Source organism: Tropicimonas marinistellae, assembly GCF_001509585.1.
Lineage (GTDB): Bacteria > Pseudomonadota > Alphaproteobacteria > Rhodobacterales > Rhodobacteraceae > Tropicimonas > Tropicimonas marinistellae.
Window position 1 is genome coordinate 257,847 of record NZ_LNCI01000002.1, and the last position, 24,765, is coordinate 282,611.

The window sequence follows — 24,765 nt, forward strand, 5'->3', positions numbered from 1 at the left end:
TGTCATTGCAGCTCGTGCTTTTCTTCCTCCCGTCTATTTGCTTCCGCCTTCGAAAGCACGTTTCAAACTATCAGTATCCAACCTGACACGTTCAAGAGCGGCGTGGTCGAAGACCACCCCGTGCCCGGGCCGATCCGGCGGACGGGCGACCGCGCCCTCGACGACAATGGGCTCGGCGAGAAGGCCCAGTTCCGTGAAACTCCCGCCAACGACATTCTCCAGCATGAACCCGTTGGGGATACCGCATAGACCCTGCAGAGACAGTTCCATCATGTAATGCGGCGCCATCGGGCGGCCGAACGCCTGTGCCAGATGCGCGATCCTGAGCCATTCGGTGAAACCGCCGACGAAGGCGATGTCGGCCTGGACAAAATCCACCGCGCCCACGGTTAGATAGTCGAGAAACTGGCTCCGGGAAAACAGGCTTTCACCGAGCGCAATCGGTGTGTTGATGGACCGCTTGAGTGCCGCGTGCCCGGAGATGTCATCGCAGCGCAGCGGTTCTTCGATCCATCCAAGCCCGAGGTCGGCGAAACGCGACGCCTTTGCTACAGCCTCGCTCGCAGTCCATTTCTGGTTCAGATCGACAAAGACCCTGCCACCACTCCCCAGCAATTCGGATGTGCGGACGATCCGCTCCAAGTCGTTGTCAATCTCGGCGCGGCCGATCTTGATCTTGATGGCACGGTAGCCGCGCGCGATGTAGTCTTTCACGCGTCCCAGGTAATCGTCGATCCCGTCGCTCTCGGAGAGGTTGATTTCCGATATGTAGGCCGGGATTTCCGGGCGCGTACCTCCAAAGAGCCGCCAGAGCGGCTGTTGATGTATCTTGCCGATCAGGTCCCACACGGCAACGTCGAACGCGGCAATTGCAAGGGTATTGACCCCGGTTCCGAGGCGGCGGGACTGGCGTTGCAACTTCTGCAGAATGCGTTCGTAGTCGAGTGGGTCCATGCCGATGACCAGTGGCGCAAGGTAGGTCTCCGCCAATTCCGCAATCGCGCTGCCGCCTATGTCGACCGAATAGGTGAACCCAACACCGTGCAGTCCGGTACTGGTCTTCATTTCGACCATCACGAATTCCAGCGCCTGCACCTTGTTGGTGGCGTCCTCCCACGGAACGCTCGGCGGGAGTCGATACGACGAAACCTCAATTTTCTCGATCTTCATGGCGCCCGTCCTGGCCCGGAAACTCATTTCTTTCAGGCAATAACTACCGTGTTGCATACTTGGATACAAGTGTGTAAGTTCTGCCTGCCGCGAAATGGAGGAGATTTCGAGCGTGCAGATCAGGGGCAGTTCAGGGAGAGGTCGGTGTTGCAGCGAACGCGGCAGAACACCCAATTCCGGGACGGCACCGGTGGGCGCTCGGCGGGCAGTCAGGCGAGGGGATAACGCCGTCGCAGGCGTCCCGGATCTCGCGCGGCCGTCGCGATCAATCGGAACCGAGAACGCGCTTCGGTATCGCCGGGGCCTTGTTTCGACCCTTCTTGAGCGCCGGGCGTCTGACCGGCGTTGTGAACCTGACCAAAGCGACCCTTGCCAAGGCCATTCATCCGAACGGCAGAACCGACCACCAGACCCTTAGGGAGAGAAGAATGAAGCAGATATTCGCATCAGCCGTCGCGGCACTCATCGGCGGCATGCTTGTGACCGGCAGCACCGAGGCGCAGTCCGTCGTGCTCAAATACGGCGAACTCAATCCGGATTCGCACCCGATGACCGTGATCGCGAATGAATTCGCACGCCTGGTCAAGGAAAAGAGCGATGGCGATATCGTCGTTGATGTCTTCCCGTCGAGCCAGCTTGGCGACGAGCGGACCGAGCTTCAGGCGCTTCAAATGGGTGCCGTCGACATGTTCCGCGCCAATGCTGTCAGCCTTGGCGACTTTGGCGCAACGAAGTCCAACCTCTTCTCGCTTCCCTATCTGTTCCGCGACCGTGACCACCTCTGGGCCGTCCTGAACAGCGAAATCGGGCAGGATATCCTGGGCGATGTGCAGGCCTCCGGCACACGCATGGTAGGGGTCGCTTTCATGGAAGAAGGGCAGCGTAACTTCTTCTTCCGCGATGCGCCGGTCTCCGACCTTGCCGGTATCCAGGGCAAGAAAATCCGCGTTCCGCAGACCCAGATCCTGCTCGACACAGTCAAGGCCTTCGGTGCTTCGCCGACGCCGATTTCCTATTCCGAGCTCTACTCCGCCCTGCAGACCGGTGTCGTGGACGGTGCCGAAAACCCGCCGACCGGATATCTTGCCAACAATTTCTACGAAGTCGCGCCCTACTACATGATTGACGGCCACACTTACAGCCCGTCGATCATGGTCATGTCGGAACTGACGTGGAACAAGATGACACCGGAGCAGCAGGCGATCATCAGCGAAGCAGCTCGCGAGACGGAAGAGTTCAACAAGACGCTTGCAGCAGATGCGGACGCCAAGGCATACGACGAACTCAAGGAGAAGGGTGCCACGATCATCACCGTCACCGACCTGGCCGATTGGCCGAAATCGGTGGAGCCGGTTTACCAGAAATACGGTGCCGAATTCACCGACGTAATCCAGCAGATCCTCGCCGTCGAATGATCTGAGACAGTGAAAGCGGGGGCCCAGCCACGTTGCAAGTCAGGGCCCCCGACTTCACCGCTGGATGAAGGGCGGAATTTTTCCATGAAACTGCAAACCTTTACCGAGCCCGTCTACGCGTTCGTGCGCGTCGTCTGCAACGTGATGCTGGCGATCCAGGTTGTACTGATCTGCTACGTCGTCTTCGCGCGCTTCGTGCTGAACAATTCCCCGTCCTGGGGCGAGGAATTCTCGCTCCTGCTGATGGTGTGGTTCTGCCTCCTGAGCCCCGCCGAAGCGTTGAAGGAAAACAGGCACCTCGCGATTACGTTGCTTGAGAAAGTCCTTCCGGGGCCCGTGATCCGGGTGGTCGATGCCGTCAACCACGTCCTTATCCTTGTCTTCGCCGTCTTCATGGTTGTTGAGGGGACCGGCCTGGCGGAGCTGACGGTCCGGAACATCATGCCCGGCATGGGGGTCTCCGCGACCTGGCTCTATGCCTCCGTGCCGGTTGCCGGCGCGATCCTTGCCATGGCCGCTGTCGAACGGTTGATCGAGATCCTTTCGATCCCCGGCAAAGACTACCTCGAACTTGGGTGCAAGAACTGACATGGAGATTCTCTCCGATATCCCCGCGACGATCCTGTTGATCGGATCGTTCCTCCTGATGATCGGGCTCCGTTTGCCGATCGTGTTCGCCATCGGCCTCTCCAGCGTGATGACGACATTCTATCTCGGGCTGCCATTGCAGATGGTGGCGCAGAACATGGTAAAGGGCCTCAACGTCTTCGTCCTTCTCGCAGTGCCGTTCTTCATCCTCGCCGGCGATATCATGGCTGCTGGGGGTATCGCCGACAAACTGGTGCGCTTCGCCAATTCTCTCGTCGGCTGGATGCGCGGCGGGCTGGCGATGGTGAACATCCTCGCTTCGATGTTCTTCGGGGGTATATCCGGCTCCTCCGCTGCTGACACAACGGCTGTCGGCAAGATGCTCATCCCGATGATGAACCGACAGGGCTATGACGCTCCGTTTTCCACAGCGGTCACGATCACCAGTTCGGTGCAAGGGGTTCTCGTCCCGCCGAGCCACAACATGGTCATCTATGCGCTGGCGGCGGGTGGTGTCTCCATCGGCGGTCTGTTCCTTGCGGGGATGGTGCCAGGCATCCTGCTTGGCGTGGCGCTGATGATCTACAGCTACGTCATCTCCCGTGTGCGGCAGTATCCGACTGGCGACAGGTTCAGCGTCCGGGAACTGGCCCGCAGCTTTTGGAGCGCCATTCTGGGCCTCGGCACCGTGCTGATCGTCGTCGTCGGGGTCATCTCGGGTGTCTTCACCGCGACCGAATCCGCGGCCATCGCGACGGCCTACGCCTTCTTCATCACCTTCTTCGTCTATCGCGAGATCCCGCTCACGGAGATCTGGCCGATCCTGACGCGCTCCATCAAGACGCTCGGCATCGTGATGATCCTGATCGGCACGTCGACGGCCTTCGGCTGGCTTCTCGCCTATCTCAAAGTGCCGGCGCTGATCGCCCATTCGATCTTCTCGATCTCCGAGAACCCGATTATCGTGCTGCTGATCATCAACCTGTTCCTGCTCTTCATGGGCGCGCTGATGGACATGTCGTCGCTGATCCTGATCTGTACGCCGATCCTTCTGCCGATCGCGAAGCAGGTCGGTATAGACCCGATCCATTTTGGTGTGATCCTCGTTCTCAATCTCGGCATCGGGCTTCTGACCCCACCCGTGGGCAGCACGCTCTTCCTCGGTAGTGCGATCTCCGGGGTGAGCATCGAACGGATCAGCAAAGCGACCCTGCCGTTCTATGCTGTCATGCTGGTCATGTTGCTATTGGTGACGTTCGTTCCGGCGCTGTCGATGACCATGCCCGGGCTACTCATGAAATGAGTGAATATCCCCGCGGTTGGGTACAGCCGGGAAGCGATATCAAGCCTCTGTCACAGGTGGCACCAATTCGACGAAGGGAGCGGGTTATACTATGTCAGAGCTCGACGATGGGCCGTTCTCGGACCTGATTCTTCTCGATCCCGCCGACAACATCGCGGTACTCGCACGTGGCGCCGAAGCGGGGCGGGTGGAGGCGGTCGGCAGTGGCACCGTCACCCTCGCCGAGACGCTCGGCATGGGCCACAAAGTGGCCGTGAAACCGATTGCCCGAGGCGATGATGTGCTGAAATACGGCTTTCCCATCGGAGTTGCGCGTTGCGACATCGCTCCGGGCTCACATGTTCACCTGCACAACCTCGAAAGCCGCTACACCGTCATTCGGGATTGGGAGGCGCAGTCGTGACCGACACCATCGAAATGCGGGCCTGGCCACGGACGGATGGCCGCAAGGGCATTCGCAACACCGTCGTCGTGGCCTATCTCGTCGAATGCGCCCACCATGTCGCCCGCGCTATAGCCCAGCCCTACGAGGGGCGGGATGTTCATGTCATCGGGTTTCCCGGCTGCTTCCCGAACGACTATGCACAGACCATGATGGAATCCCTCTGCACCCATCCGAATGTCGGGGGGGTGCTGCTGGTTTCGCTCGGCTGCGAGAACTTCCAGAAACGCCGACTGCGCGATGTGATCGAGGCTTCCGGCCGGCCGGTAGACCTCGTCACGATTCAGGCGTCCGGCGGCACAAGGAGCGCCATCGCCAGTGGGCGGAAGTGGGTTGCGGAGACGCGCGACGCGCTCGACGTCCAGCCGACTGTCCCCATGTCTCCCTCGGAACTGGTGATCGGAACCATCTGCGGCGGATCGGATGCCACATCGGGCATTGCGGGCAACCCTGCTGCCGGGCGGGCCTTCGACCTGCTCGTTGCCGAGGGCGCGACCTGCATCTTCGAAGAGACAGGCGAACTCATCGGATGCGAACAGATCATGGCAGAGCGCGCAGCCACACCGGAAATCGGGGAGGCGCTGATCGACACAGTGCAGAAGGCTGTGCGTTACTACGATGCCATGGGCTACGGCTCGTTTTCGCAGGGAAACGCCGAAGGCGGCCTGTCCACCATCGAAGAGAAGTCGCTCGGAGCCTACGCGAAATCGGGCCACTCGCGGATTAGCGGGATCATCAAGCCAGGTATCGCGCCACCCACCGCCGGGCTCTACCTGCTCGATGTGGTTCCCGATGGCGCGCCGCGCTTCGGCTTCCCGAACATCAACGACACCGCCGAAATCGTCGAGCTTATCTCGTGCGGGGCGCATGCGGTGATCTTCGTGACCGGGCGCGGCTCCGTCGTCGGGTCCGCCATTTCGCCGGTACTGAAGGTCTGCGCCAACCCTGAAACCTATGCCCGCATGGCGGAGGACATGGATGTGAACGCCGGTCGGATTCTGACCGACAAGGCAACGCTTGACGGCGTCGGCGCCGAGATTCGCGACAAACTGGTTGGCCTCGCGCGCGGCAGTCGTTCGGCATCCGAAGACCTCGGGCACCATGAATTCGTTCTAACCTACAAATCCTTCGAGCCGCTCGGTCCCAATTGCCTGCCCGCTGCAGTATAGGTATTACACGGCGTAATTGCTTGAAGTTATGCCGCGATTCACTTCGTTAATTCAAGCGGTTAGGTCGGCGACGTGCCGAAGTCCGCGTTTCCCTGCCGCGTTGGTAGGTTCCTTGTCAATTTCGGTTACGCTTCATTTGAGCGAGTACGTCGACCGCCTTTCACTCGTTGACGATAGCGCGCCCGAGATAGGCGATCTTGCCGCCGATTGCTTCGTGACGGGGTCGGCCACATTCAAGCGACCGGTGGGCCGCGGCTGCTACCTGCGGCTCTGCTCGGCATGGATATTGCCGAACATCAGCGTCCACCGCCGGATTGATTTTCTTTCGGGAGAGGGGACATCTCGATCCCCCGTCCGGCGAGCAAGGCTCCGCGCCTTGAAAACCAAGCGCGAGCCAAGAGCAGAGCCGCACGGTTTGCGGGATGACCACAGCAGGAACCCGTGGCCGGTGACGGAGCGGTGGCGCGTGCGGGCCCGTTTATCTGACCTTCGCAAGCGCCAACCAGGAAACGCGACGGCGCCCAAGTCACCCGATGAGGGCGATACGATCCTGCGCGACGGGCTCTGCTTCTGTTTCGCAGGGAAGAAGCCTGTTCATCAGTTGCTCGGCCATTTTCAATGTTGATTGGGGCAGCGCCTTGGCATCCGTTTCAAGCAAACGGGCCTTCACCCGCGTTGCGAGTTGGAGCCGCCAGTCAGGCGCCAGCGATATGCTTTCTTGCGCGGCCCAGGCCTCGACCTGATCAACGAGCGGCAGGTCCGGTTTGACTTGATCGATGAAGAGCCGGTCCGGTCGGCGCTCGATCCGGTCTACGAGCGGGGCCACGAGATCGAGGCCGATGAGATCCTCAATTTGCGCTCTCTTCATGCCCACGATCTCGTCGAGCCCGATCACCCGATCCGGGCAGGCTGCGTGGCTCGAAGCGCGCAGGCGTTTGGCCTGCACCCGTCCCGAATCCGACCCGTCGAGAAGAACCGGCGGCAGATCTGTATCCTCGTTGGCCAGAAGAGCCGCCATAGCCTGCATGACACGTTGACCGGTCGCGGGCGCAAAGACGATCTCTCGCCGGGGTCGGAACCGGCCCTCGCCAATGAGCAGTGTCTTGAGCAGGGAGAGGTAGGTCTGGTCAGTGGTGCTGCCAACCAGCACCGGTTGGGCACCGCCGAGCATTGCCTCCGCCACCGCGATGTTCAGCGCCGAGCGCACGGCGAAGCTCGCACCTCGCTTTGTGTCTGATCCTTCCTCGGAGCGCAGATCGTTGGACACCAGGGTCGATCCATCCCGTCCAACAAAGACCTTTCGAGCGCGTTCGAGCCTATCGGCATCCACGAGGAATGGCGAATGGGTGGTGTAGACGATCTGGTTCGTTGCGGCGAGCCCATCAAAGAAGGTGGAAAGATCGCGCTGCGCCAGCGGATGCAGCGAGTGCCCCGGCTCGTCTAGCAGCAGAACCGCGTTGCGATGCGCGCCCTGGCCTTCATGGAGAAAGACAAGAAAGAAGCTCAGGAACCATTGTAGTCCAGTCGAGCGGTTCTCGAGTTCGACCTCTTGCGGGCGACGAGCATCGTTGACCCAGATACGGAAGTGGTTTCCATCGGCTTCGAACCGGAAGCGGTAGTCGCCCTGTTTCCACCACTGGCCAAAGCGTTCGGTGAGTTTCGTGCTTGCCGATTGCAGCAGGATTGACCGGGTCCGCTTGGCCTCGGCGATTTCGCTCAGAAGCTGAGCGTCCGGGCCTTCGTCCGGTTTGCGCGCCTGCTTCAGGAAATCGAACAGCTTTCCGGCCTTGCTCTCTTCCGCGAGGCGCAATTCCGTGGCCTCGTCGCGGATTTCCCGGAAATCCCTGCCGAGTTGCAGGATTTCTTCCGCCTCTAGCCCGACGAAACCGAAGAGAACGCGGAGCGTGCGCGCCTTCGCTGCTTCCTTGGCGCCGAGATCACCACGAACCATGTTCTCGACGACATGGGGTAGGTAGATCTCCGCATCGAGGTTCCCGTAGTTCGAGTAGTAGACGAATTTCGGCATCCGCGAGAGGACCGCGTCGCGAACGTCGTCTATCTGGCCCGGATCAGGTTTCAAAATCGCCGACATACGCGTGCCCAGTTCGGTCTGAAGCGACCGGAGTTCCGCGACGATTGCCGACGTCGCGGGTGGGTCCTCCGGAATAACCGCAGCGACCTTGTCGCGAAGTCGGATCAGGTCGTTGGCTGTCAGAGGCTCACCCCCGTCCAACTCAGCTTCCATCTCGCGAATTGTCTGCAACGCGGCCGACTTCAGATCGGCCTGGCTCTCCGGCGGAGCCACTTGCACAATTCGGTGTTTTGACGCTGACAAGATCGGGCTGATATCCGAACGCTCTTCGAGCTTTTTCGGGCGATACAACGGGAAGCTGACGGTGTAGCTGCCGTCGTAGTTTCGTCCGACACAGACAGACGATGCGAATTCGACAGGGATCTTCGCCAATTCGGCCAGTTGCGCGGCGTCTTCGCCGGTATCGAACTCGGCCGAGACAAACTGGAATGCGCCAGGATTGGCGCGGATCGCCCCAAAGAGCGCCTTGGGGAAGTCTGAGGTCGGTTTGATCTCGCCACCGCCCGCCGGATTGAACTTCCATAGCGGCAGAAGAAGGTTGGTCTTGCCAGACTCGTTTACGCCGATCAGCGCGGTGACATGATCCAGTTCAAGGTACCCGGAGTCGGCAACAGACCGAAAGTTGGTGACACGATAGCGACGGAGCTTGAAGCCGTTTTCCCGCTTGTGGCTCTCCGTTTCGAGACTGCTGGAAACAGCCTTCGTTCCCACGTCCTGGGAAATCGTCTTGTCAAAATGCATCGGTGTCTCCTTCAGATCCGTATTCGGCGCAACTTGGCAACATTCGTGCGTCGCTAGTTGCAGACCGCTTCGCGAGCGGCGTCGAGCACGAGAGTTGATTTGTAAGGAGAACGCGTGAGATCCGGTTTTCATCCCCGCTTTCGCGCCTTGATCGAGAAGACGGCCTAAATTACCTGGAATTCGTAAACCGGCCCTTTTCAAATAAAATGGCGCGCAGAGCCAAAAATGCCCGACGCGCCAGATGCCTCCCAAGGTGTGAGGATATTCAGCCAGCCTTGTCGTACAGAACCACGGCACGCGCGTCCTGGGCAAACTCCTTGAGTTTGCGGCGCAAAAGCGCTTCGTCGGCCAAGTCTCCGAGATATTCCTGAAGAACCGCAATGGCGCTGTCGTCCCCTGGCACTCGCATGTCCTCGCGGATCAGTTTCTGCACGAGATCGTCCGCACCATTTGCCGGATCGTCCCTCAACGACGCGGCCCACGCGGCTATGAACCGAAAACTCCGAATCCGCACATGAAATTCTAATTCTGCGTCGCGCGCGAATTTCGCTTCGATCGATTTCTGGCGCTGCTTCAGTACGGCCATTTTTCTCCTTTCCAATGTTCCTGCTTGATTGAAGCCGTTCGGGCTTATGCCGCTTGCCGTTCCTTTTTCTCGGATGGAAGATCAGATTCGAAAGACAGTGTGTCCTGCGCTTCCGGTTGCACATCGACGGGTGCTTCGAGCAAAGCAACGACCTCAAGGCCGAGCATGCGCTCCCGTTCCGCAGCAAGGATCATCTCTTCGACGGTATTGTAGAGGCTGTCGCGGGACACGCCGATCAGGTCAAGCTGGCGATCGGACAGGCGGTCAAACACGGCCATGATTGCGGCGATGTCACGGCCGAAGCGCCAATCGTCATAGGCTTGCCGGAGGCCTGTCAAACCCCACCGGCGAGGCAAACCGTCTGCTTCCGCCCGGGATGAGCCGGACGTCGAGAATAGGCGTTTGAACATGTCGTAAATCTCCAGTTTTTTATGCCGCGGGTCAGACGGCGAGGACGTTGACCGCTTCTTCCAGCTGCAGGATTGCGCGTTTCATGTAGAAACCCTGCAACGCGAGATGGTTGGCGAAGATTGACCTGTCGCGGTCGCCGTTGAGCACGACAAGCGGTTGAAGTTCCGCGCCTTTTTCGAGGCCGTCGAGCGCCTGGTTCCAGATCATGCCAAGGCCGCGCTCCCGGATCACCCGGTCGAAGTCATGCCCCAGTCCGGAGAGCAGAACATGATAGCCATGCAGCATGCCCTTGTTGTGGTAGAAGACATCGTCGGCGCGACGGCTCAATATCCACCAGCCGGTATCCTGGGCCCGCTCGAGTTGCGCGGTCTGCGCGCCGAGATCGGCCGAGATCCGCGAGAGCGTGGCTGCCAGAGTATCGGCGCGACGTTCGAACACCGCCTCGCCTTGAGCAAGGCGCGCATTGTACCGCTCCAGCGCCGCGAGCCCTTGGCGATATTGCGACTCGGACGAAACGGAAGGAAGGAGCGAGCGAGACGGCTCCCAGATCCAGATATCCGGCGGAAACTGTAGGAAGCCGGTTGCTCGTTCCAGGTCCGGATCGTCGCTGGAAGACCCGCGTGTACGTGCAATCTGATCGAGCATCTCGAAGCTGAATCGACCAACCGCATCGATGATCCCCGTTTGGAAATTCGGCATGTTGTCGAGAACCGCGGCAGGAGCAATGACCGGATCGTTTGGCGTCCAGCCGTTCTCGTCGAGCTCGCGTCGAATGATCGCGGCTGCGGCCGAGATGGCGGCGCTTCCGGTAGCATCCTCGGCCTCGCTCGCGGGCGGGGCGGTGATGATCGAATGCTTGAGAGGACCGAGAACGCCGTAGCCAACAACGGCCCATAGCACCACCCCGATCCCCAGAACACGCGCGCTCCGCACGACGCGAAACCGACGACGCTTGTGCCGCGGACGCGCCTCTTGCGGTTTTGCGGGCACAGGCAGGAGCGAGGCTCCGTGGGTGTCGTTCAGGTGGTCATGCGTTGTCACTGGGCTCTTCCCCTTGCGGCTATGACACAACAACGCCGCAGCCGCGGGTTTCATCCCGCGCAAAACGAAAACACCGCGCAAAAAACCGGCCGAAAAAAATTTCCGCGAGGAGGGGATGAATTCCTGACGACAGACGTATGTGTCTCAGGATGTGAAAGCAGGAGATGTCAAAGATAATGGACGCGCGCTCTGAATTGGAAAGGAATCTTGACGAGTATGTCGCCAGCTTGAGGCGTTACGCGATGGTTTTGACGCGTAACCGCGACGCGGCCGACGATCTTGTCCAGGAGACTTTGACCAAGGCGATTGCCGCTGCCGACCAATGGCAGCCAGGGAGCGATCTGCGGGTTTGGCTCTTCCGCATTCTGCACAACACTCACGTAAGCGAGAGGCGGCGCCACAAGGTGCGCGAGGATGCCCGGCTCCTGATCCCGGAGGCGGTCGAGAACATCGACCCGACCAAGCGGATCGAGTTGCAGCAGGTGCTCGATGCCTTGCAGGAACTGCCCGAAGCGCAGCGTCTGCCCATCGTGCTCGTGGCCATCAAGGAGATGAGCTACGCCGACGCCGCGCGTACGCTCGATCTTCCGCTTGGAACTTTCTACAGCCGTCTGGGGCGGGGTCGTGCAGCGCTCCGCAAGATCGTGGGCGGACTGAAATCGAAGCGTCTGAAACTCGTCGTTTAAGGAGGCTGATACAATGACAACAGAAGCCCAGAACACATTGAACGCCTATATCGATGGCGAGCTTGGCCCCGAGGAAGCCGCCGAACTGGAGGCGCGTCTGGCCCGTGATCCGGAGGCCCGCCAAACGCTTGAAACTCTGTCACGTCAGAAAGGCCTGGTCGTTGAAGCGCTGCAAGCGATCGACACCGGGCCGGCGGATCTGCAGACCGAGCGGTTGAAGCGCCGACTGGCCGACAGGTTAGCTCAGCGCACCGTTCCTCTTTCGCACAGGCCCAGCCTCGGCTGGTTCCGCGCCGGCGCGCAGGTTGCCGCCGCATGTGCCCTCATGGCCTTTGGCTGGTGGGGACATGCGACGGTCACCGCCCCGACTGCGGGCGTTCCCGAATATGTCTCCGAAGCAGTCGGTGCCCATCAGGTCTTTGCCGAAGATCCCGACTATCCCGTCGAGTTTGCCGGAGCTGCAGTCGATGGCGCGGCGGATTGGTTCTCTGGCAAGATTGGCGTTCCAATATCGGCACCGGATCTTGACGAATATGGTGTGGCGCTGGTCGGCGCTCGCTTGTTGGGCACCAAGGAGGGTCCGCTGGCGCAGTATGTCTATGAAGATGGCAACGGTTCGCGCTACACACTCACGCTGGCCCAGCATCCGAAATCGGAGCCTATCGGGCCGCTCACCATCGTCGACTACCCGAGCCGGTCGGTTGGATACTGGCGCACGGCCGATGTCGACTTCGCCCTTGTGGGCGAGGGCGGTGCGGAGGACGTACAGAAAATCGCGATGGACCTGTCGAGCAAGACTTGACCTTGGGTGATCGCTGATTTTCGCGGGTCCATAGGGGCGGTTGAGGCCACATCGGGTGTCCGCCACAAACAGCGATCAAGTCGGACTTTGCGGCTGGATCTGCTATTTTCCCCGGTCCGGTGGTTTTGGGATCAAACTTGCCAAGCGTGCTTGAAGATGAGCCGCGTGGCAACGCGCCAAACGTGAACACGGGCAATTCAATCCCATCTTCTTGCGGAGCGTCCCTCGTCCTGCTCACATCCCGCTCCGCACCTTGAGGGCCGACCACCGCGTCGGCCCTCTCATTTTTTGCCTTCCAACAGGGATGAAACCGCGTCTTCGCGCGTCTTTTATTTGACGGTCGCGCAGCCAATGCCGACCGCGACCGTAAGTGAAACAAGAACAGGAGACCCGGATCCGGGCCCCTCTGGCAACCGAATGGCAGCCGGTTGTGATGTCGGATCCCTCGAACAGCGCCGTTTGACGCTGCCCAAGGAGATCCGATGAAGATTCGTCATGAATTCCCGCGGGATCTGCATCTGCAGACCGATCACCTCGTGATACTGCCCAGGCGACCGCATCGGGAATCCGACACGCCGGGTCGCGTCAGGGGAATGCTCGGGTCGGGCGCAGCGCTGGCCGCGATCTGGGCCGCACTGCACTGGGATGATCCCACCAGCTGGGTGATCGGCTTGCCGACCGTGGTCGCCGGTGCCGCGGCGACATGCTTGCTACCCGTTTCACCACCTCAAACTTTCTCCGTTGTTGGCGCGTTGCGCCTTGCGGGGTTTGTCTTCGCGGGCGTTCTTCGGGGCGCGCGCGACGTGAGCATGTTTACCCTTGTTCCAAGCCGGCTGCGTTCGGGGTGCCTGAACTTCCGTACACGCCTCGCCGAAGGACGCCCGCGCAGGCTGTTTGCCCTCCTTATTACGCTTTTGCCCGGAACCCTGACCGTCCGGTTGGAGGGGGACCAGCTCACCGTGCATGCGCTCGACTGCGGCCCAGCCGCGCGGGCCGATCTGGATGCGCTGGAAGCTCGCATCGCCGGTCTCTTCCGCCTGTCACTCGATGGAGACGCCTCATGATCCTCGACATCCTCACCTTGGTGACGCTCGCAGCGACATTGGCAGTGCTACCACGACTCGTCCTCGCGCGTGATGCGGCGGACCGTATCCTCGCCATGCAATTGGCTGGAACAGGCACGGTCGCCATTCTGCTGTTGCTCGGCGCGGCGGAAGCCGCACCGGCGCTGTTCGACATCGCTCTGGTCTTTGCCGCGCTGGCCGCGGTGGCTGGAATCGCCTTCGTCGCGCTTGGTCGGAGGAACGCATGACGGAACTGCTGCATTTTGCCGGTATCGGCCTCATGATCGCGGGAACCGCATTTCTCGCAATGGCCGCACTCGGCGTCTGGCGCCTGCCGGACCTGCTCTCGCGCCTGCATGTCCTGACCAAGGCCGACACGGCCGGGGTCGCGCTGATCGCGCTCGGCGCAGCCTGCCTCGCACAGAGCTTCGCCGCGACGCTCTCGCTCCTGCTCTGCACGTTGCTGGTCGCCCTGTCCGGCGCCACGACTGGCCACCTGATCGCGCGGGATCACGTTGAATCCGCCTCATCTCAGGAGGAGTCGCCGTGATGATGGTGTTCGATGCTGTCCTAGCTGCCGCCTGTCTCGTCGCCGCGGCGATGGCACTCTTTGCGCGCGACCGGATCGCCGCGGTCGCGGCCTTCTTGGTGATGGGGTTGCTGATCGCCCTTGCCTGGCTGCGCCTCGGCGCGCCGGATGTGGCGCTGGCCGAAGCGGCCATCGGCGCGGGCCTGACCGGCGCACTGCTCCTGCGAAGCGCGCACCGCATTCCCGCGGCGCCGACAAAGCCGTTGCCTTCTGCGCAATGGCTCGGAGCCGGGGTGCTGTCGGTCGCGGTGGGCGGCGCGATCGTTTGGACCAGCATGAGCATCGGTGCCGCCCCGGCCTATCCGCCGCTCGTCGCCGTAGCAGTGCCGGAGAGCGGTGTGGAGAACCCGGTCACCGCGGTCCTGCTCAATTTCCGCGCCTGGGACACGCTGCTGGAGATCGCCGTGCTGTTCGCGGCGCTCGCCGTCGTTGCCGTGGTCAAGCCGGTACGCCCGCGCATTGCGCCGCTCGGACCGCTGATGCTGCCCTTCGCCCGCGTGGTCCTGCCGCTGACCATCCTGCTGGCCGGCCATCTGCTGTGGCAGGGTGGCCATGCGCCCGGAGGCGCCTTTCAGGCCGGCGCGGTGCTGGCTGGCGGCGCCATCGCGCTCGGCTTGAGCGGGGCGGTTCGCCCGATCCGCTGGGGCCGGGCCGGGCTGGCGTGGCTCTCTATACTCGGTCTGGCCGCTTTCGCGGTCGCGGCCCTTGCCGCCGAACTGCTGACCGGCGCGCTGCTTGGCTATCCCGCGGGCGCCGCCAAGGCCTGGATCATCGCGATAGAGAGCGCGCTCACCCTCTCCATCGCCGCAACACTGCTGCTTCTCTTCTTTGGACCCGCCGAAAGACACTGATATGATTTCTGACTTCGCCTTCCTCCTCTCCGGAGCCGGATTGATCGGCCTTGCACTCTTCCGGCTGGCCACCAGCGCCGACCTGCTTATGCGGGTGCTGGGGCTGAATGTGCTCGCCATCGGCATCGCCATGGTGCTGCTGGTGGCGGCGCGTGGTGCGGCGGGAACGGACGCCGTGCCGCAAGCCTTCATCCTGACCGGCATTGTCGTGTTGGTCGGTGTCACCGCCGCGCTTCTGGCGCTGGCCGAGCGGGTCGCGGAGGCACGCGATGAGTGACATCTCGCTCATTGTGCTGTTGCCGCTTCTCGCGGCCGTGCTGACCGCGGCCCTGCCACCGCAGGCCGCCGCTGTCGGGGCCCTCGCCACCGCGCTCAACGCGCTCCTAGCGGCCAATCTCGGACGGCAGATCCTCCAGGGTGGCCCGGTCACCGAGGCAATCGGCGACTGGGCGGCGCCGCTCGGCATCGCCTTTGTCGCCGACGGCCTTGCCGGCGTCATGCTCGCCATGACCGCGATCGTCGGCCTCGCCGTCAGTCTGCAAGCCGCCGCGGGACCGGCGCGCGCGGGGTTCTGGCCGCTCTGGATGGCGACATTGGGCGCGCTCAACGGGCTGTTTCTCTCCTCGGATCTCTTCAACATCTATGTCGCCTTCGAGATCCTCGGGCTGGCGGCGGTGGGCCTGACCGCCCTGGCCGGTACGCGTGCCGCCCTGCGCGCCGCCTTCGACTACCTGACAGCCGGCCTCGTGGGCAGCCTGTTGGTGCTGCTCGGCATTGCGCTCAGCTATTCGGTGACCGGCCGGGTGGACATGGAGGCCGTCGTCCTGCTCACGCAGAGCGACACCGGCCGCATCGCCCTGGCGCTTATCGCCGCCGGGCTGGTCGTCAAGGCCGCGCTCTTTCCGCTGCACTTCTGGATGCCGGCCGCCCATTCCAGCGCCGCGCCTGCGGCCAGTGCGCTGCTGTCGGCGTTGGTGGTGAAGGGGGCGCTCTACCTCGTGCTCCGGCTCTCGCTGGAAGGTGGCGCGGGGACGGAGTTCCTGCGTAACACGCTGGCTGTCCTCGGCGCCGGTGGCATGCTCTGGGGGGCCTGGAACGCGCTGCGCGCCGAACGGCTGAAGCTGCTGGTCGCGCATTCAACCGTGGCCCAGATCGGCCTGATCGCGCTGGCCATCGGGGTGGCGGGCAATCCGTTTGAAACCGGCCTCTGGCAAGCGGCGGCGCTCCTGATGCTCTCGCATGCGCTGGCAAAGGCGGCGATGTTTCTCGCCGTGGGCCGGATAGCCGAAGCCCTCGGCCATGACCGGATCTCCGGCCTGAACCGCGAGGAGCTGCGCCCGGGGCCGGCCGAGTTCGCCTTTGCCATCGCCGCGATCAGCCTCGTCGGCCTGCCGCCCACCGCCGGCTTCATCGGCAAATGGTTCCTGATCGAGGGGCTGATCGACGAAGGTGGCATCCACTGGATCGCGCTGATCCTGCTCGGCACCGCGCTATCGGCGGCCTATCTCTCCCGCGTCGTCTCGCGCTGCCTGCGGGGCGGCCCGCATGTCGCGGCGACCGCGCAGCGCCCGCCCTGGCGCACCGGCGACGTCGCAGCCCTCGGTCTAGCCACAGGCGCCTTGCTGCTCGGGCTCGCCGCCGCCCTTCCCATCACGCTTCTGGAGACCCCGTTCGCATGAGTTCCGTTCTGCCCCTTGCCATCCTGATGACCTCCCTTGGCGTCGCGCCGGTCATCCTGATGATGCCGGACAGCGCCCGCCGTCTGCGCACCGGCTTTAACCTTGCCGCCGCATCGCTGAAGGTGGCGCTGGTCGCGTGGCTATCCTATGAGGTGGCACATGGCGCCAGCTTCGACCTCCGGCACAGCATCGCGCCGGGGCTGGAGCTGCACCTGCAGGCGGACGCGCTGTCGGTGCTCTTCCTCGCGCTCTCCTCCATCCTGTGGCTGCTGACGACGATCTATGCCGTGGGCTATCTCGAAGGCGGCACGGATCGCAGCCGCTTCTTCGGATTCTTCAGCCTCTGCGTCGCCTCCACCGTCGGCATCGCCATGGCCGGGAACCTCTTCACCTTCCTGGTCTTCTTCGAACTGCTGACGCTGGCGACATGGCCGCTCGTGGTGCATCGCGGCACGTCCGAGGCGCACCGCGCCGGGCGGATCTATCTCGCCTACACGCTGGGCGGCGGGCTGGCGCTGACGCTGGGAACGATCTGGCTCTACGCGCTGGCGGGCGAGGTCGCTTTCGAACCGCGTGGCGTTCTGGGCGAGTTGCCCCAGACCGCGCCGCTGGCGCTTACCGCGATCTTCGTGCTGCTGATCGCCGGCGTCGGGGTCAAGGCCGCGCTGGTGCCGCTGCATGGCTGGCTGCCGCTTTCCATGGTTGCGCCCGCACCTGTCAGCGCGCTCCTGCACGCGGTCGCGGTGGTCAAGGCCGGTGCCTTCGGCATTATGCGGATCGTCTACGACGTCTATGGCGTCGAGACCGTACAGGCGATGGGGCTCGCCGCGCCGCTCGCCGGGCTGGCCGCGCTCACGATCCTCTGGGGCTCGTTCCGCGCCCTGACGCAGGACGACCTGAAGAAGCGTCTTGCCTATTCGACCGTCAGCCAGGTGAGCTACATCACGCTCGGCGTTGCGCTGATCTCGCCGGTGGCGGCCATCGGCGGGCTTGCGCATCTGGTGCATCAGGGGATCATGAAGATCACCCTTTTCCTCGCTGCCGGTAATTTCGCCGAAGGCGAGGGCGTGAAGACCGTGCGCGCGATGGATGGCATGGGCCAGCGCATGCCCGGCGCAATGCTCGCCTTCACCGTCGGCGCGCTTGGCATGATCGGCATCCCGCCACTGGCTGGCTTCGTGAGCAAGTGGTATCTCGGCGCCGGCGGCCTCGATGCCGGCCAACCGATGGTGATCGCGCTGCTCGCTGGCTCCAGCCTGCTCAACGCCGCCTATTTCCTGCCGATCCTCTATCGCGGCTGGTTCTGCCCGGTTCCCGAAGGCGCCACGCCCGGCCGCCGTCTTGGCTGGATGCTCGCCATTCCGCCCGCCACCACGGCCACGCTGGTTCTTGCTGCCGGTCTGCTGGCCAGCGCACCCTTCAGCCCGCTCGGCTGGACCCGATTCATCGTTTCCCTGGAGTATCTATGATCGCCCTTCCGCTTTGGCTCGTCCCCGCCGCGCCGCTCGCGCTGCTTGTCCTGTTCGCCCTGCCGCAGGCGCGCGACGCGTTGCGCACCCTGCTGCCCCTTGCGGCGCTGCCGGCGCTGTTGGCCGCACTTGCCGCGCCCAGCCCGATGCCGGTCCGGCTCGACTGGCTGCTTCTCGGCGCCGAGTTTGCACTGACCGATATTGGTGCGGCTTTCCTCTTCTTCACCGCAGCCCTATGGGGACTTGCGGGCTGGCAAGCGCTGCGGCTTCTGGCCGACGACCCGCATCGCGATCGCTTCCTCGCCTGTTTCCTACTGGCCATGAGCGGTAATTTCGGCCTGCTCATCGCGCAGGACATGGCCTCCTTCTATAGCTTCTTCTCGATGATGAGCCTCGCGTCCTGGGGCCTCGTCCTGCATGGCGGTGGCGTGGCACAGCGCTTTGCCGGAAAGATCTATATCGCCTTTGCCGTCGCAGGGGAGGTCGCACTCTTCGCCGGGCTTGCCATGGGTGCCTTCGCCACCGGAGAGCTTGCCTTGTCCGCGATGGGCGGGGAGGGCGTGCCGCCGTTGGCCGTGGCCCTGGCCGCAGGCGGGTTGCTCGTCAAGCTGGGCGCTGTCCCGCTGCATCTGTGGCTGCCCCTGGCGCATTCCGCAGCGCCCGCCCCGGCCAGCGCCGTGCTCTCAGGTGCCATGCTCAAGGCCGGCCTCTTCGGTCTGATGATCGTGCTGCCGCTTGGCGACGCTGCATGGCCCGCGGCCGCAGCCACACTGGCCGCAATGGCGCTGGCCGGGTTGGTCTTGGCTCCTGCCCTGGGGCTGGTGCAGGGCGATCCGAAATCCGTCCTCGCCTATTCGAGCATCGGCCAAATGAGCCTGATGGCACTCGGTCTCGCGGCGGCTCTCGCTGCGCCCGAAAGCTGGTCGCTGATCGCCCCGGCATTGATCCTGCTCGCGACGGTCCACGCCTTTGCCAAGGCTGGGCTCTTCCTCGGCGTGCCTGCTGTCTGGGCGTCTCCGCGGGGCGCTACCCGGCGTGCCATCTTGTTGACACTGGCCCTACCGGCACTCGCGCTGGCCGGACTTCCGGGAACGGGTGGGTTTTCCGCCAAGGACGCCCTGAAATCGGCCCTTGTGGACATGCCGCAAGGGTGGATGCTGTGGCTCGCCCCGGCGCTCATTCTTGCCAGTCTCGGCACAGCGCTGCTGATGATACGCGCGCTCTTGCTTCTTGGGTCGGCCGAACACAAACCCTCCGTGCCGCCCGATGCGATCCTGCCATGGTTTGGGCTTGTCCTTCTCTCCGGGGCCGGCCTTTCGCTTGCGCCGGTGAGCGTTGTTGCGTCCGCGTCCATCAAGCTCGCCGATTTTCTGCCCGTCGCAATGGCCGTAGTCTTTGCTTTGGCCGCGCTCGTGCTGACACGCGCCACGCGCTTGCGGGTTGATCCGCCGGCGCCCGGAGAACTGCTCGGGGTGTTCCGCCGTGAACCCGAACCCGAGCCCCTGCTGGCCCTGCCGCCACCGCCGCGCAACTCCCGTGGTCTTGTCCTGCGCCGCGGCCGCCTTAGCGTTGCACGGCCTGAGCAAGGGTCGCTGGCAATTCTTGGCATGACCGCTGCTCTTGCTCTCTTCGCGCTCTTGCCGGAACCGGCGGCCGAGCCGCCGGGCAATCCACCTGAGATCACCGGACCATGATTAAAGGTTCGCCTCGATCAACTGCCGTACCAAGGGATTGGGGAAACGGCGCGGGAAGGTCATCGCCCAGAACCGCTCCGTCAACCCGGTTGTCTCGGCATGCTCGACCAATCGCCCCGAGGCCAATTCGTCTGCGACAACGACCGGAGGCACCAGCGCAACGCCCATATCCGCCCTGACCATCAGGCGCATCATCGCCATGTCCTCGATCTCCGCAGCGATTTGGCAATGCGCGCCGAGCCGGTTTGCCAGCGCGTCGAACCCGGTGCGAATCTCGGAGCCCCGCGCCGGTAGGACGATGGGCTCGCGGCCCAAGACATCGGCAAGGCTACCGGCCATGCGCACTGAACTGCCGACGATCGAGATCGGTTGTTCCGAGATCAGATGTGCCTCGATGCGCCCCAGTGCGTCGTCAGGAGGCGGTGTCGTTCCTAGGATCACGTCGAGCGCATGGGCGCGCAGGCCTTCGAGCAATTCTCCCAGCCTTCCGGAGCGCAGCACTAGGTCGGTGTCGCTTCGCCCGACAAGCGGCGCCAGAAAGCGCATCTGGAAGTTCCGCGACAACGTAGCTTCGGCCCCAACGCGGAAGGCCCGCCGCACTTGTCCGGTCTGTCCCAGCGTGTCTACCAGATCGCGTCCGGCTGCAAAGATCGCGTCGGCATGTTCAAGGGTGATCCGGCCAGCTTCGGTCAGGTGCAAAGCGCGCCCGCGTCGCTCGAACAGGTCATGGCCCAGTCGAGCCTCCAGCGCCCGAACCTGGGTGGAAAGCGCAGATTGCGACAGGTTCAGCAGGTCTGCTGCGCGCGTCAGGTTCCCCTCATGCGCCACGGCGTGGAAATAGCGCAGGTGGTTGTAGTTCAGATTGGCCATCGTTCACCTGAATAGAACGTTTCGTCCTAATCATTGTATTTTTCATTGGATCGCGCGTCCACCATAACCGACGAAACCATTGCCGAAGGAGACGCCCCGTGAACGCCGTCCTGCTCTTGTTGCTCGCCCCGTTGGCTGTTCTGATCGCGGGCGCAGTGCGGTTCCGGGAAACCCGCATGCCCGACCGCCCGCCGCGCGGGCCGGAAAGTGCCGCACTGGTTGCATTCGGCTTGTCCGTGATCGCTGCCGCAACGCTGCCGTTGACCGGCTCGATCACGTCTCCGGTGCTGGGCTTCGGAGAGATTGGCTTCTCGGTACGGCTCGACATCGTCTCGGTGGTCATGTTGCTGCTCACCAGCGGGTTGGCCTGGGTCATCCTGCGTTTCTCTGCAACCCACCTGCAAGGCGAGCGGAAGGAAGGGCATTTCACAGGCTGGCTAAGTGTGACGCTTGCGGGCGTGATGTTACTTGTTTCTGCCGGCCACCTTGCGCAGCTCGTGCTGGGATGGGCGCTGACCGGCATCGGTGTGAATCGGTTGCTGATTTTCTATCCCGAGCGCGCCGGAGCACGGCGAGCCGCGCGTAAGAAGATGCTCGTGGCGCGCTGCGCGGATTTCGCCTTGGTCGCGGCGGCAGGTTTGCTGGTGATTGCCTTCGGCACGTCCGAGATCGCAGCGATTGCCGAAGCTGCGCGCAGCGGCGATCTACCGCTCGCGGCCGTCGCTGCCGCCGGTTTTCTCGCACTTGCCGCGATCCTCAAGTCGGCTCTATTGCCAGCGCATGGCTGGTTGACCGAGGTCATGGAGGCACCCACGCCAGTCTCGGCGCTGCTTCATGCCGGGGTGGTCAATGCAGGCGGTTTCCTTCTGATCCGCTTCGCAGACGTCATGCTTGGCGCGCCGGCCATACTTGCGGCGCTCGTATTGATCGGTGGCCTCTCGGCGCTGATCGGTGCGCTGGTAATGCTCACGCAACCGGCGGCAAAAACGGCGTTGGCCTGGTCCACCATTTCGCAGATGGGGTTCATGGTGCTCCAATGCGGCTTCGGCCTGTTCGCCCTCGCGCTGCTTCATGTCGTTGCACACTCGCTTTACAAGGCACACGCCTTCCTGACCGCTGCCGATGCGGCGAAAACCGTGCAAGCTGCGCGTCGCCTCGGACCGGTCGCGATCCCGGGCGCCCGGGCCGTGGGGCGCGCCATGGGCATTGCGCTGGCGATCTACGTTTTGGTCGGACTGCCGCTCGGGCTTGTTGAAAAGTCGCCACAGGCGGTTGCCCTTGGGGCGATCCTCGTTCTTGGCATCGCCTATCTCGTGGCCCAGGGACTGGCCGACGAGGCCCCCCGCGCGCTTGGTGTGGCGACGGCCCGTGCCTCGGCACTTTTCGCAACTGGCTATTTCGCCTTCCAGTGGTTGGCCAATGCAATGACCGCCGGCGCCCTGCCTCCGACTCCGGTGGCAGGTCCGCTGGAATGGGCAATGATCGCACTCACCGTCGCGAGTTTCGGTGCCTTGGCGGTGGTGCAGGCATTGTTGCCGGCCTGGTCCGCGCATCCGGCCGCCCGCGGCCTACGCATCCACCTTGCAAATGGCCTTTACCTCAATGCCCTGACAGATCGTCTGGTCGGAGCCTGGGCCAAGATACCGGTCCCGGTCCCGATTTCCCCCGTAATCGACGCGCCCGGCACGCAATTGCCTGCCGATCCCATCCCCAAGCGTTCAAATGCCAAGAAACCTGTGGAGGTCTAAGAGATGTTCATCAAACACGAGGACTTTATCCCTGAGCTTCAGACCTATCTCGCTGCCGCCGAGGAGGCCGCCAAGGAGATGGCGCCGCTTTTCCCGCTGGATCGGGCCGTGGCGGTGAACCCATTCCACGGACAAGCCGACATTTCGATCGCGCTGGCGGCTGCGCGACTGGAGCGCGCGGCCGGGCTGCGGATTTTTCCCGATCGAGCATATCACGCCAGCCGGATTGCGCGTGGAGAGGTGACCGAGGCCGACATCGAGCAAGCCCTGGACGAGCTTTCGCCCGGGACGGGTGTGAACCTATTGTCGGTGCTGGCCGCGTTGCACGAGACCGCGCCGATGGCCACCGCGACCCCGACTGTGGCCGAGCTTGCCGCCGCGGCTGTTGGGACGGATTGGCCCGGTCTCGTGACCGAGAGGATCGGCGCCTGGGCTCAGGGGTATTTCGACCGGGGCCACGCGCTGTGGGGTCGTGCGCCGCGCCCTTCCGCCTGGGCCGACTGGCGGGACTGGGCGACACATGACCTTACGCCGGAAATCCTCGGCTGCGCCGGGTTTGCAGAACTGGTGAGCCAGACCGACCGTAACCCGGTACGAGCGCTTGCCGAAGCTTGTGTCGCTCTTGGTATCGATTCAGACGCGGCGCCAGCGGCCTTCCGGCGGTTGCTTTGGGACATGGGCGGTTGGGCCGGACATGCCCGTCATCTCTCGTGGGAGGCGGAACTCGCGGGTGAGGCCGACAGCACGCTTTGCGAGATGCTCACGATCCGACTGGTCTGGGAACAAGCGCTCTACGCGCAGTTCGGCGCGGCCGTCGTCGAGGGCTGGGGAGCGGCGTGCCAGCGGCACCGTCAACCGATCCGTGCGCGCATCGACCATCTTGTCGATGCCGTTCTTCTGCGGGCATCGGAAATCGCCTCCGGCCGCCGGCTCGACGGGGTGCTCGCAGCCACGGCTCAGCCGGAAACGCCCCCCGACATCTCGGCGCAACTGGTCTTCTGCATCGACGTCCGTTCGGAACGCTATCGCCGCGCGCTCGAAACGGTCGCCCCGGATATCCGCACCCATGGCGCGGCGGGATTCTTCGGGCTGACCCTGACGCATCGCCCGGCCGCCTCGAACGAGACCGAGGCGCATTGCCCGGTCCTGCTGAGCCCGGCCCTGGAGTCGCGGGAAAGGTGCGCCGACGATACGGTGCGGCGTATTCAGGGGAGGGCAACGCGTGCCGTCTCGCGCTTTTCCAGGGCGGCGGTTTCGAGCTTTGCCTTTGTCGAATCTGCCGGCCTTCTGCGGGCCGGCGATCTCTTCGTGGGCTCGCTTTCGCGCAGCCGGAGCGACAGCGACCACGGTCCCGCGCCACAGCTGACGCTCGATCCATCCGGTCCGGAGGCAGTTGAGGTAGCGGAATCTGCTCTCCGCGCGATGGGCTTGACCGGGCCCTTTGCGCCGCTGGTCGTCTTTGTTGGCCACGAGGCACATGTCACCAATGATGCTCAGTCCGGTCTGCTGCAATGCGGGGCCTGTGGTGGCCATAGCGGTGCGACCAATGCGCGGGCGCTGGCACAGCTTCTGAACGAAACCCCGCTGCGGCGCGCACTCGCCGCGCGGGGCATCGAGATCCCGGACTTGACTGTGTTCAGGGCCGCAATCCATGACACCGCGACCGACGCTGTCACGCTGTTTTCCGAAGACCCAGTGGGTGTGCGTCACGAACCATCGGTCAAGTCGCTGCAGGACGCGCTCAAGCGGGCCAGTGCGATGGCGCGGGCCGAGCGGGCGGTGTCGTTGCCCGGTCGCTCGGATCCGAACGCACTGGTAGAACGCGGCACCGACTGGGCGCAGACCCGCGTTGAATGGGGTCTGGCCGGGTGTTCGTGGTTCATCGCAGCCCCACGCGCAGCGACATTGGGACGAGATCTCACCGGACGCGCCTTTCTGCACGACTACGATGCCAACAACGATCCAGATGGAAACTGGCTGGCGCAGATCCTTGGCGGGCCCGTTTGCGTCGCGGCATGGATCAACCTGCAGTATTACGGTGCGACCGTGGTGCCGGAAGCCTTCAGCGCCGGGAACAAGCTCGTCCATAATGTTGTTGGCGGTTTCGGTGTATTGGACGGCACCTCCGGTGCGCTGCGCGGGGGACCATCGCTGCAGGGCACCACGATTGGAGACTTCAAGGTTCATGAGCCTGTCCGCTTGCAGGTTCGGATCGCCGCGCCCCGCGCATTGATTGACAGCGCTCTGAGCCGGGTTCCCTTGGTCAAGACGATGCATGACGCAGGTTGGCTGCATATTCAGCCCATGCCCGGAGTGCCTCACTAGGAAGACGAGCGACCTTCCTTGGCAGGTCGC

23 protein-coding genes are annotated in these 24,765 nt (G+C 63.4%); 17 read left to right on the forward strand and 6 right to left on the reverse strand.

The genetic code is table 11. From position 1 onward, the window contains the following. Positions 1-33: 33 nt before the first annotated feature. Entirely contained in the window at positions 34-1,170 is a 1,137-nt protein-coding gene (locus ARC39_RS04560) for a mandelate racemase/muconate lactonizing enzyme family protein (RefSeq protein ID WP_068110734.1), read from the reverse strand. Between the two features lie 428 nt (positions 1,171-1,598). Between ARC39_RS04560 and ARC39_RS04565 the strand changes: the two genes are divergently transcribed. From ARC39_RS04565 to ARC39_RS04585, 5 genes are all read left to right on the forward strand, one after another. Beyond that, a complete protein-coding gene (locus tag ARC39_RS04565) occupies positions 1,599-2,585 on the forward strand; it encodes a TRAP transporter substrate-binding protein (protein WP_068110737.1) in 987 nt (328 codons plus the stop codon). Between the two features lie 84 nt (positions 2,586-2,669). After that, a complete protein-coding gene (locus ARC39_RS04570) occupies positions 2,670-3,173 on the forward strand; it encodes a TRAP transporter small permease (protein ID WP_068110740.1) in 504 nt (167 codons plus the stop codon). A 1-nt stretch (position 3,174) separates the two neighbouring features. Then, a complete protein-coding gene (locus tag ARC39_RS04575; RefSeq protein ID WP_068110743.1) occupies positions 3,175-4,476 on the forward strand; it encodes a TRAP transporter large permease in 1,302 nt (433 codons plus the stop codon). Between the two features lie 91 nt (positions 4,477-4,567). Beyond that, entirely contained in the window at positions 4,568-4,879 is a 312-nt protein-coding gene (locus ARC39_RS04580; protein WP_068110747.1) for a UxaA family hydrolase, read from the forward strand. After that, positions 4,876-6,087, forward strand: a complete 1,212-nt coding sequence (locus ARC39_RS04585) for a UxaA family hydrolase (RefSeq protein WP_201455712.1) — start codon at positions 4,876-4,878, stop codon at positions 6,085-6,087. The genes ARC39_RS04580 and ARC39_RS04585 overlap by 4 nt, the downstream gene beginning before the upstream one ends. Positions 6,088-6,613: 526 nt before the next feature. Here ARC39_RS04585 and ARC39_RS04590 read toward each other — a convergent pair. From ARC39_RS04590 to ARC39_RS04605, 4 genes are all read right to left on the reverse strand, one after another. Next, positions 6,614-8,920, reverse strand: a complete 2,307-nt coding sequence (locus tag ARC39_RS04590; protein WP_068110750.1) for an ATP-dependent nuclease — start codon at positions 8,918-8,920, stop codon at positions 6,614-6,616. A 265-nt stretch (positions 8,921-9,185) separates the two neighbouring features. Further along, positions 9,186-9,506 (reverse strand): ATPase inhibitor subunit zeta, encoded by a 321-nt coding sequence (locus tag ARC39_RS04595; RefSeq protein ID WP_068110752.1) that lies wholly within the window; start codon positions 9,504-9,506, stop codon positions 9,186-9,188. A gap of 44 nt (positions 9,507-9,550) precedes the next feature. Further along, entirely contained in the window at positions 9,551-9,916 is a 366-nt protein-coding gene (locus ARC39_RS04600) for a hypothetical protein (protein ID WP_068110754.1), read from the reverse strand. A gap of 31 nt (positions 9,917-9,947) precedes the next feature. Further along, positions 9,948-10,958 carry a DUF2333 family protein gene (locus ARC39_RS04605; protein ID WP_068110758.1) on the reverse strand — a complete coding sequence of 337 codons (1,011 nt, stop codon included), beginning with the start codon at positions 10,956-10,958 and terminating at the stop codon, positions 9,948-9,950. A 176-nt stretch (positions 10,959-11,134) separates the two neighbouring features. On the opposite strand from ARC39_RS04605, the gene ARC39_RS04610 reads away from it, so the two are divergent. The 10 genes from ARC39_RS04610 (at position 11,135) to ARC39_RS04655 (ending at position 19,792) form a co-directional block, all read left to right on the forward strand. Next, positions 11,135-11,644: a sigma-70 family RNA polymerase sigma factor gene (locus ARC39_RS04610; RefSeq protein WP_068110761.1), complete on the forward strand. Its 510-nt coding sequence runs from the start codon at positions 11,135-11,137 to the stop codon at positions 11,642-11,644. 13 nt (positions 11,645-11,657) lie between these two features. Beyond that, positions 11,658-12,446 carry an anti-sigma factor family protein gene (locus ARC39_RS04615; protein ID WP_068110764.1) on the forward strand — a complete coding sequence of 263 codons (789 nt, stop codon included), beginning with the start codon at positions 11,658-11,660 and terminating at the stop codon, positions 12,444-12,446. 482 nt (positions 12,447-12,928) lie between these two features. Next, complete coding sequence (locus ARC39_RS04620; RefSeq protein WP_068110767.1) at positions 12,929-13,510, forward strand: Na+/H+ antiporter subunit E; 582 nt, start codon at positions 12,929-12,931, stop codon at positions 13,508-13,510. Then, the gene (locus ARC39_RS04625) at positions 13,507-13,758 is read left to right on the forward strand and encodes a monovalent cation/H+ antiporter complex subunit F (protein ID WP_068110768.1); all 252 of its coding nucleotides are present in this window, start codon (positions 13,507-13,509) and stop codon (positions 13,756-13,758) included. The genes ARC39_RS04620 and ARC39_RS04625 overlap by 4 nt, the downstream gene beginning before the upstream one ends. Continuing rightward, positions 13,755-14,060, forward strand: coding sequence for a cation:proton antiporter (locus ARC39_RS04630; RefSeq protein ID WP_068110769.1), 306 nt, complete (start codon positions 13,755-13,757; stop codon positions 14,058-14,060). The genes ARC39_RS04625 and ARC39_RS04630 overlap by 4 nt, the downstream gene beginning before the upstream one ends. Next, a complete protein-coding gene (gene mbhE, locus ARC39_RS04635; RefSeq protein WP_068110770.1) occupies positions 14,060-14,950 on the forward strand; it encodes a hydrogen gas-evolving membrane-bound hydrogenase subunit E in 891 nt (296 codons plus the stop codon). Before ARC39_RS04630 ends, mbhE begins: the two co-directional genes overlap by 1 nt. Position 14,951: 1 nt before the next feature. Beyond that, positions 14,952-15,227 carry an NADH-quinone oxidoreductase subunit K gene (locus ARC39_RS04640; protein ID WP_068110771.1) on the forward strand — a complete coding sequence of 92 codons (276 nt, stop codon included), beginning with the start codon at positions 14,952-14,954 and terminating at the stop codon, positions 15,225-15,227. Next, entirely contained in the window at positions 15,220-16,629 is a 1,410-nt protein-coding gene (locus ARC39_RS04645; protein ID WP_068110772.1) for a complex I subunit 5 family protein, read from the forward strand. Before ARC39_RS04640 ends, ARC39_RS04645 begins: the two co-directional genes overlap by 8 nt. Further along, positions 16,626-18,098 carry a complex I subunit 5 family protein gene (locus tag ARC39_RS04650; RefSeq protein WP_068110773.1) on the forward strand — a complete coding sequence of 491 codons (1,473 nt, stop codon included), beginning with the start codon at positions 16,626-16,628 and terminating at the stop codon, positions 18,096-18,098. The genes ARC39_RS04645 and ARC39_RS04650 overlap by 4 nt, the downstream gene beginning before the upstream one ends. Next, entirely contained in the window at positions 18,095-19,792 is a 1,698-nt protein-coding gene (locus ARC39_RS04655; protein WP_068110774.1) for a proton-conducting transporter transmembrane domain-containing protein, read from the forward strand. The genes ARC39_RS04650 and ARC39_RS04655 overlap by 4 nt, the downstream gene beginning before the upstream one ends. Here ARC39_RS04655 and ARC39_RS04660 read toward each other — a convergent pair whose 3' ends face one another. Continuing rightward, a complete protein-coding gene (locus ARC39_RS04660; protein WP_068110775.1) occupies positions 19,793-20,662 on the reverse strand; it encodes a LysR family transcriptional regulator in 870 nt (289 codons plus the stop codon). 98 nt (positions 20,663-20,760) lie between these two features. Here ARC39_RS04660 and ARC39_RS04665 point away from each other — a divergent pair, with 98 nt between their 5' ends. Continuing rightward, positions 20,761-22,410 (forward strand): proton-conducting transporter transmembrane domain-containing protein, encoded by a 1,650-nt coding sequence (locus ARC39_RS04665; protein ID WP_236545123.1) that lies wholly within the window; start codon positions 20,761-20,763, stop codon positions 22,408-22,410. Between the two features lie 3 nt (positions 22,411-22,413). Continuing rightward, entirely contained in the window at positions 22,414-24,735 is a 2,322-nt protein-coding gene (locus ARC39_RS04670; protein WP_068110776.1) for a DUF2309 domain-containing protein, read from the forward strand. Positions 24,736-24,765 lie beyond the last annotated feature (30 nt).

What these genes read in the sequence shown, in the direction of transcription:
- ARC39_RS04610 (WP_068110761.1), top strand. Translation starts at nt 11,135, where the DNA reads ATGGACGCGCGCTCTGAATTGGAAAGGAATCTTGACGAGTATGTCGCC.
- ARC39_RS04640 (WP_068110771.1), top strand. Translation starts at nt 14,952, where the DNA reads ATGATTTCTGACTTCGCCTTCCTCCTCTCCGGAGCCGGATTGATCGGC.
- ARC39_RS04560 (WP_068110734.1), bottom strand. Translation starts at nt 1,170, where the DNA reads ATGAAGATCGAGAAAATTGAGGTTTCGTCGTATCGACTCCCGCCGAGC.
- ARC39_RS04645 (WP_068110772.1), top strand. Translation starts at nt 15,220, where the DNA reads ATGAGTGACATCTCGCTCATTGTGCTGTTGCCGCTTCTCGCGGCCGTG.
- ARC39_RS04590 (WP_068110750.1), bottom strand. Translation starts at nt 8,920, where the DNA reads ATGCATTTTGACAAGACGATTTCCCAGGACGTGGGAACGAAGGCTGTT.
- ARC39_RS04655 (WP_068110774.1), top strand. Translation starts at nt 18,095, where the DNA reads ATGATCGCCCTTCCGCTTTGGCTCGTCCCCGCCGCGCCGCTCGCGCTG.
- ARC39_RS04580 (WP_068110747.1), top strand. Translation starts at nt 4,568, where the DNA reads ATGTCAGAGCTCGACGATGGGCCGTTCTCGGACCTGATTCTTCTCGAT.
- ARC39_RS04630 (WP_068110769.1), top strand. Translation starts at nt 13,755, where the DNA reads ATGACGGAACTGCTGCATTTTGCCGGTATCGGCCTCATGATCGCGGGA.
- ARC39_RS04625 (WP_068110768.1), top strand. Translation starts at nt 13,507, where the DNA reads ATGATCCTCGACATCCTCACCTTGGTGACGCTCGCAGCGACATTGGCA.
- ARC39_RS04565 (WP_068110737.1), top strand. Translation starts at nt 1,599, where the DNA reads ATGAAGCAGATATTCGCATCAGCCGTCGCGGCACTCATCGGCGGCATG.
- ARC39_RS04575 (WP_068110743.1), top strand. Translation starts at nt 3,175, where the DNA reads ATGGAGATTCTCTCCGATATCCCCGCGACGATCCTGTTGATCGGATCG.
- ARC39_RS04570 (WP_068110740.1), top strand. Translation starts at nt 2,670, where the DNA reads ATGAAACTGCAAACCTTTACCGAGCCCGTCTACGCGTTCGTGCGCGTC.
- ARC39_RS04650 (WP_068110773.1), top strand. Translation starts at nt 16,626, where the DNA reads ATGAGTTCCGTTCTGCCCCTTGCCATCCTGATGACCTCCCTTGGCGTC.
- mbhE (WP_068110770.1), top strand. Translation starts at nt 14,060, where the DNA reads ATGATGGTGTTCGATGCTGTCCTAGCTGCCGCCTGTCTCGTCGCCGCG.
- ARC39_RS04620 (WP_068110767.1), top strand. Translation starts at nt 12,929, where the DNA reads ATGAAGATTCGTCATGAATTCCCGCGGGATCTGCATCTGCAGACCGAT.
- ARC39_RS04615 (WP_068110764.1), top strand. Translation starts at nt 11,658, where the DNA reads ATGACAACAGAAGCCCAGAACACATTGAACGCCTATATCGATGGCGAG.
- ARC39_RS04600 (WP_068110754.1), bottom strand. Translation starts at nt 9,916, where the DNA reads ATGTTCAAACGCCTATTCTCGACGTCCGGCTCATCCCGGGCGGAAGCA.
- ARC39_RS04595 (WP_068110752.1), bottom strand. Translation starts at nt 9,506, where the DNA reads ATGGCCGTACTGAAGCAGCGCCAGAAATCGATCGAAGCGAAATTCGCG.
- ARC39_RS04670 (WP_068110776.1), top strand. Translation starts at nt 22,414, where the DNA reads ATGTTCATCAAACACGAGGACTTTATCCCTGAGCTTCAGACCTATCTC.
- ARC39_RS04660 (WP_068110775.1), bottom strand. Translation starts at nt 20,662, where the DNA reads ATGGCCAATCTGAACTACAACCACCTGCGCTATTTCCACGCCGTGGCG.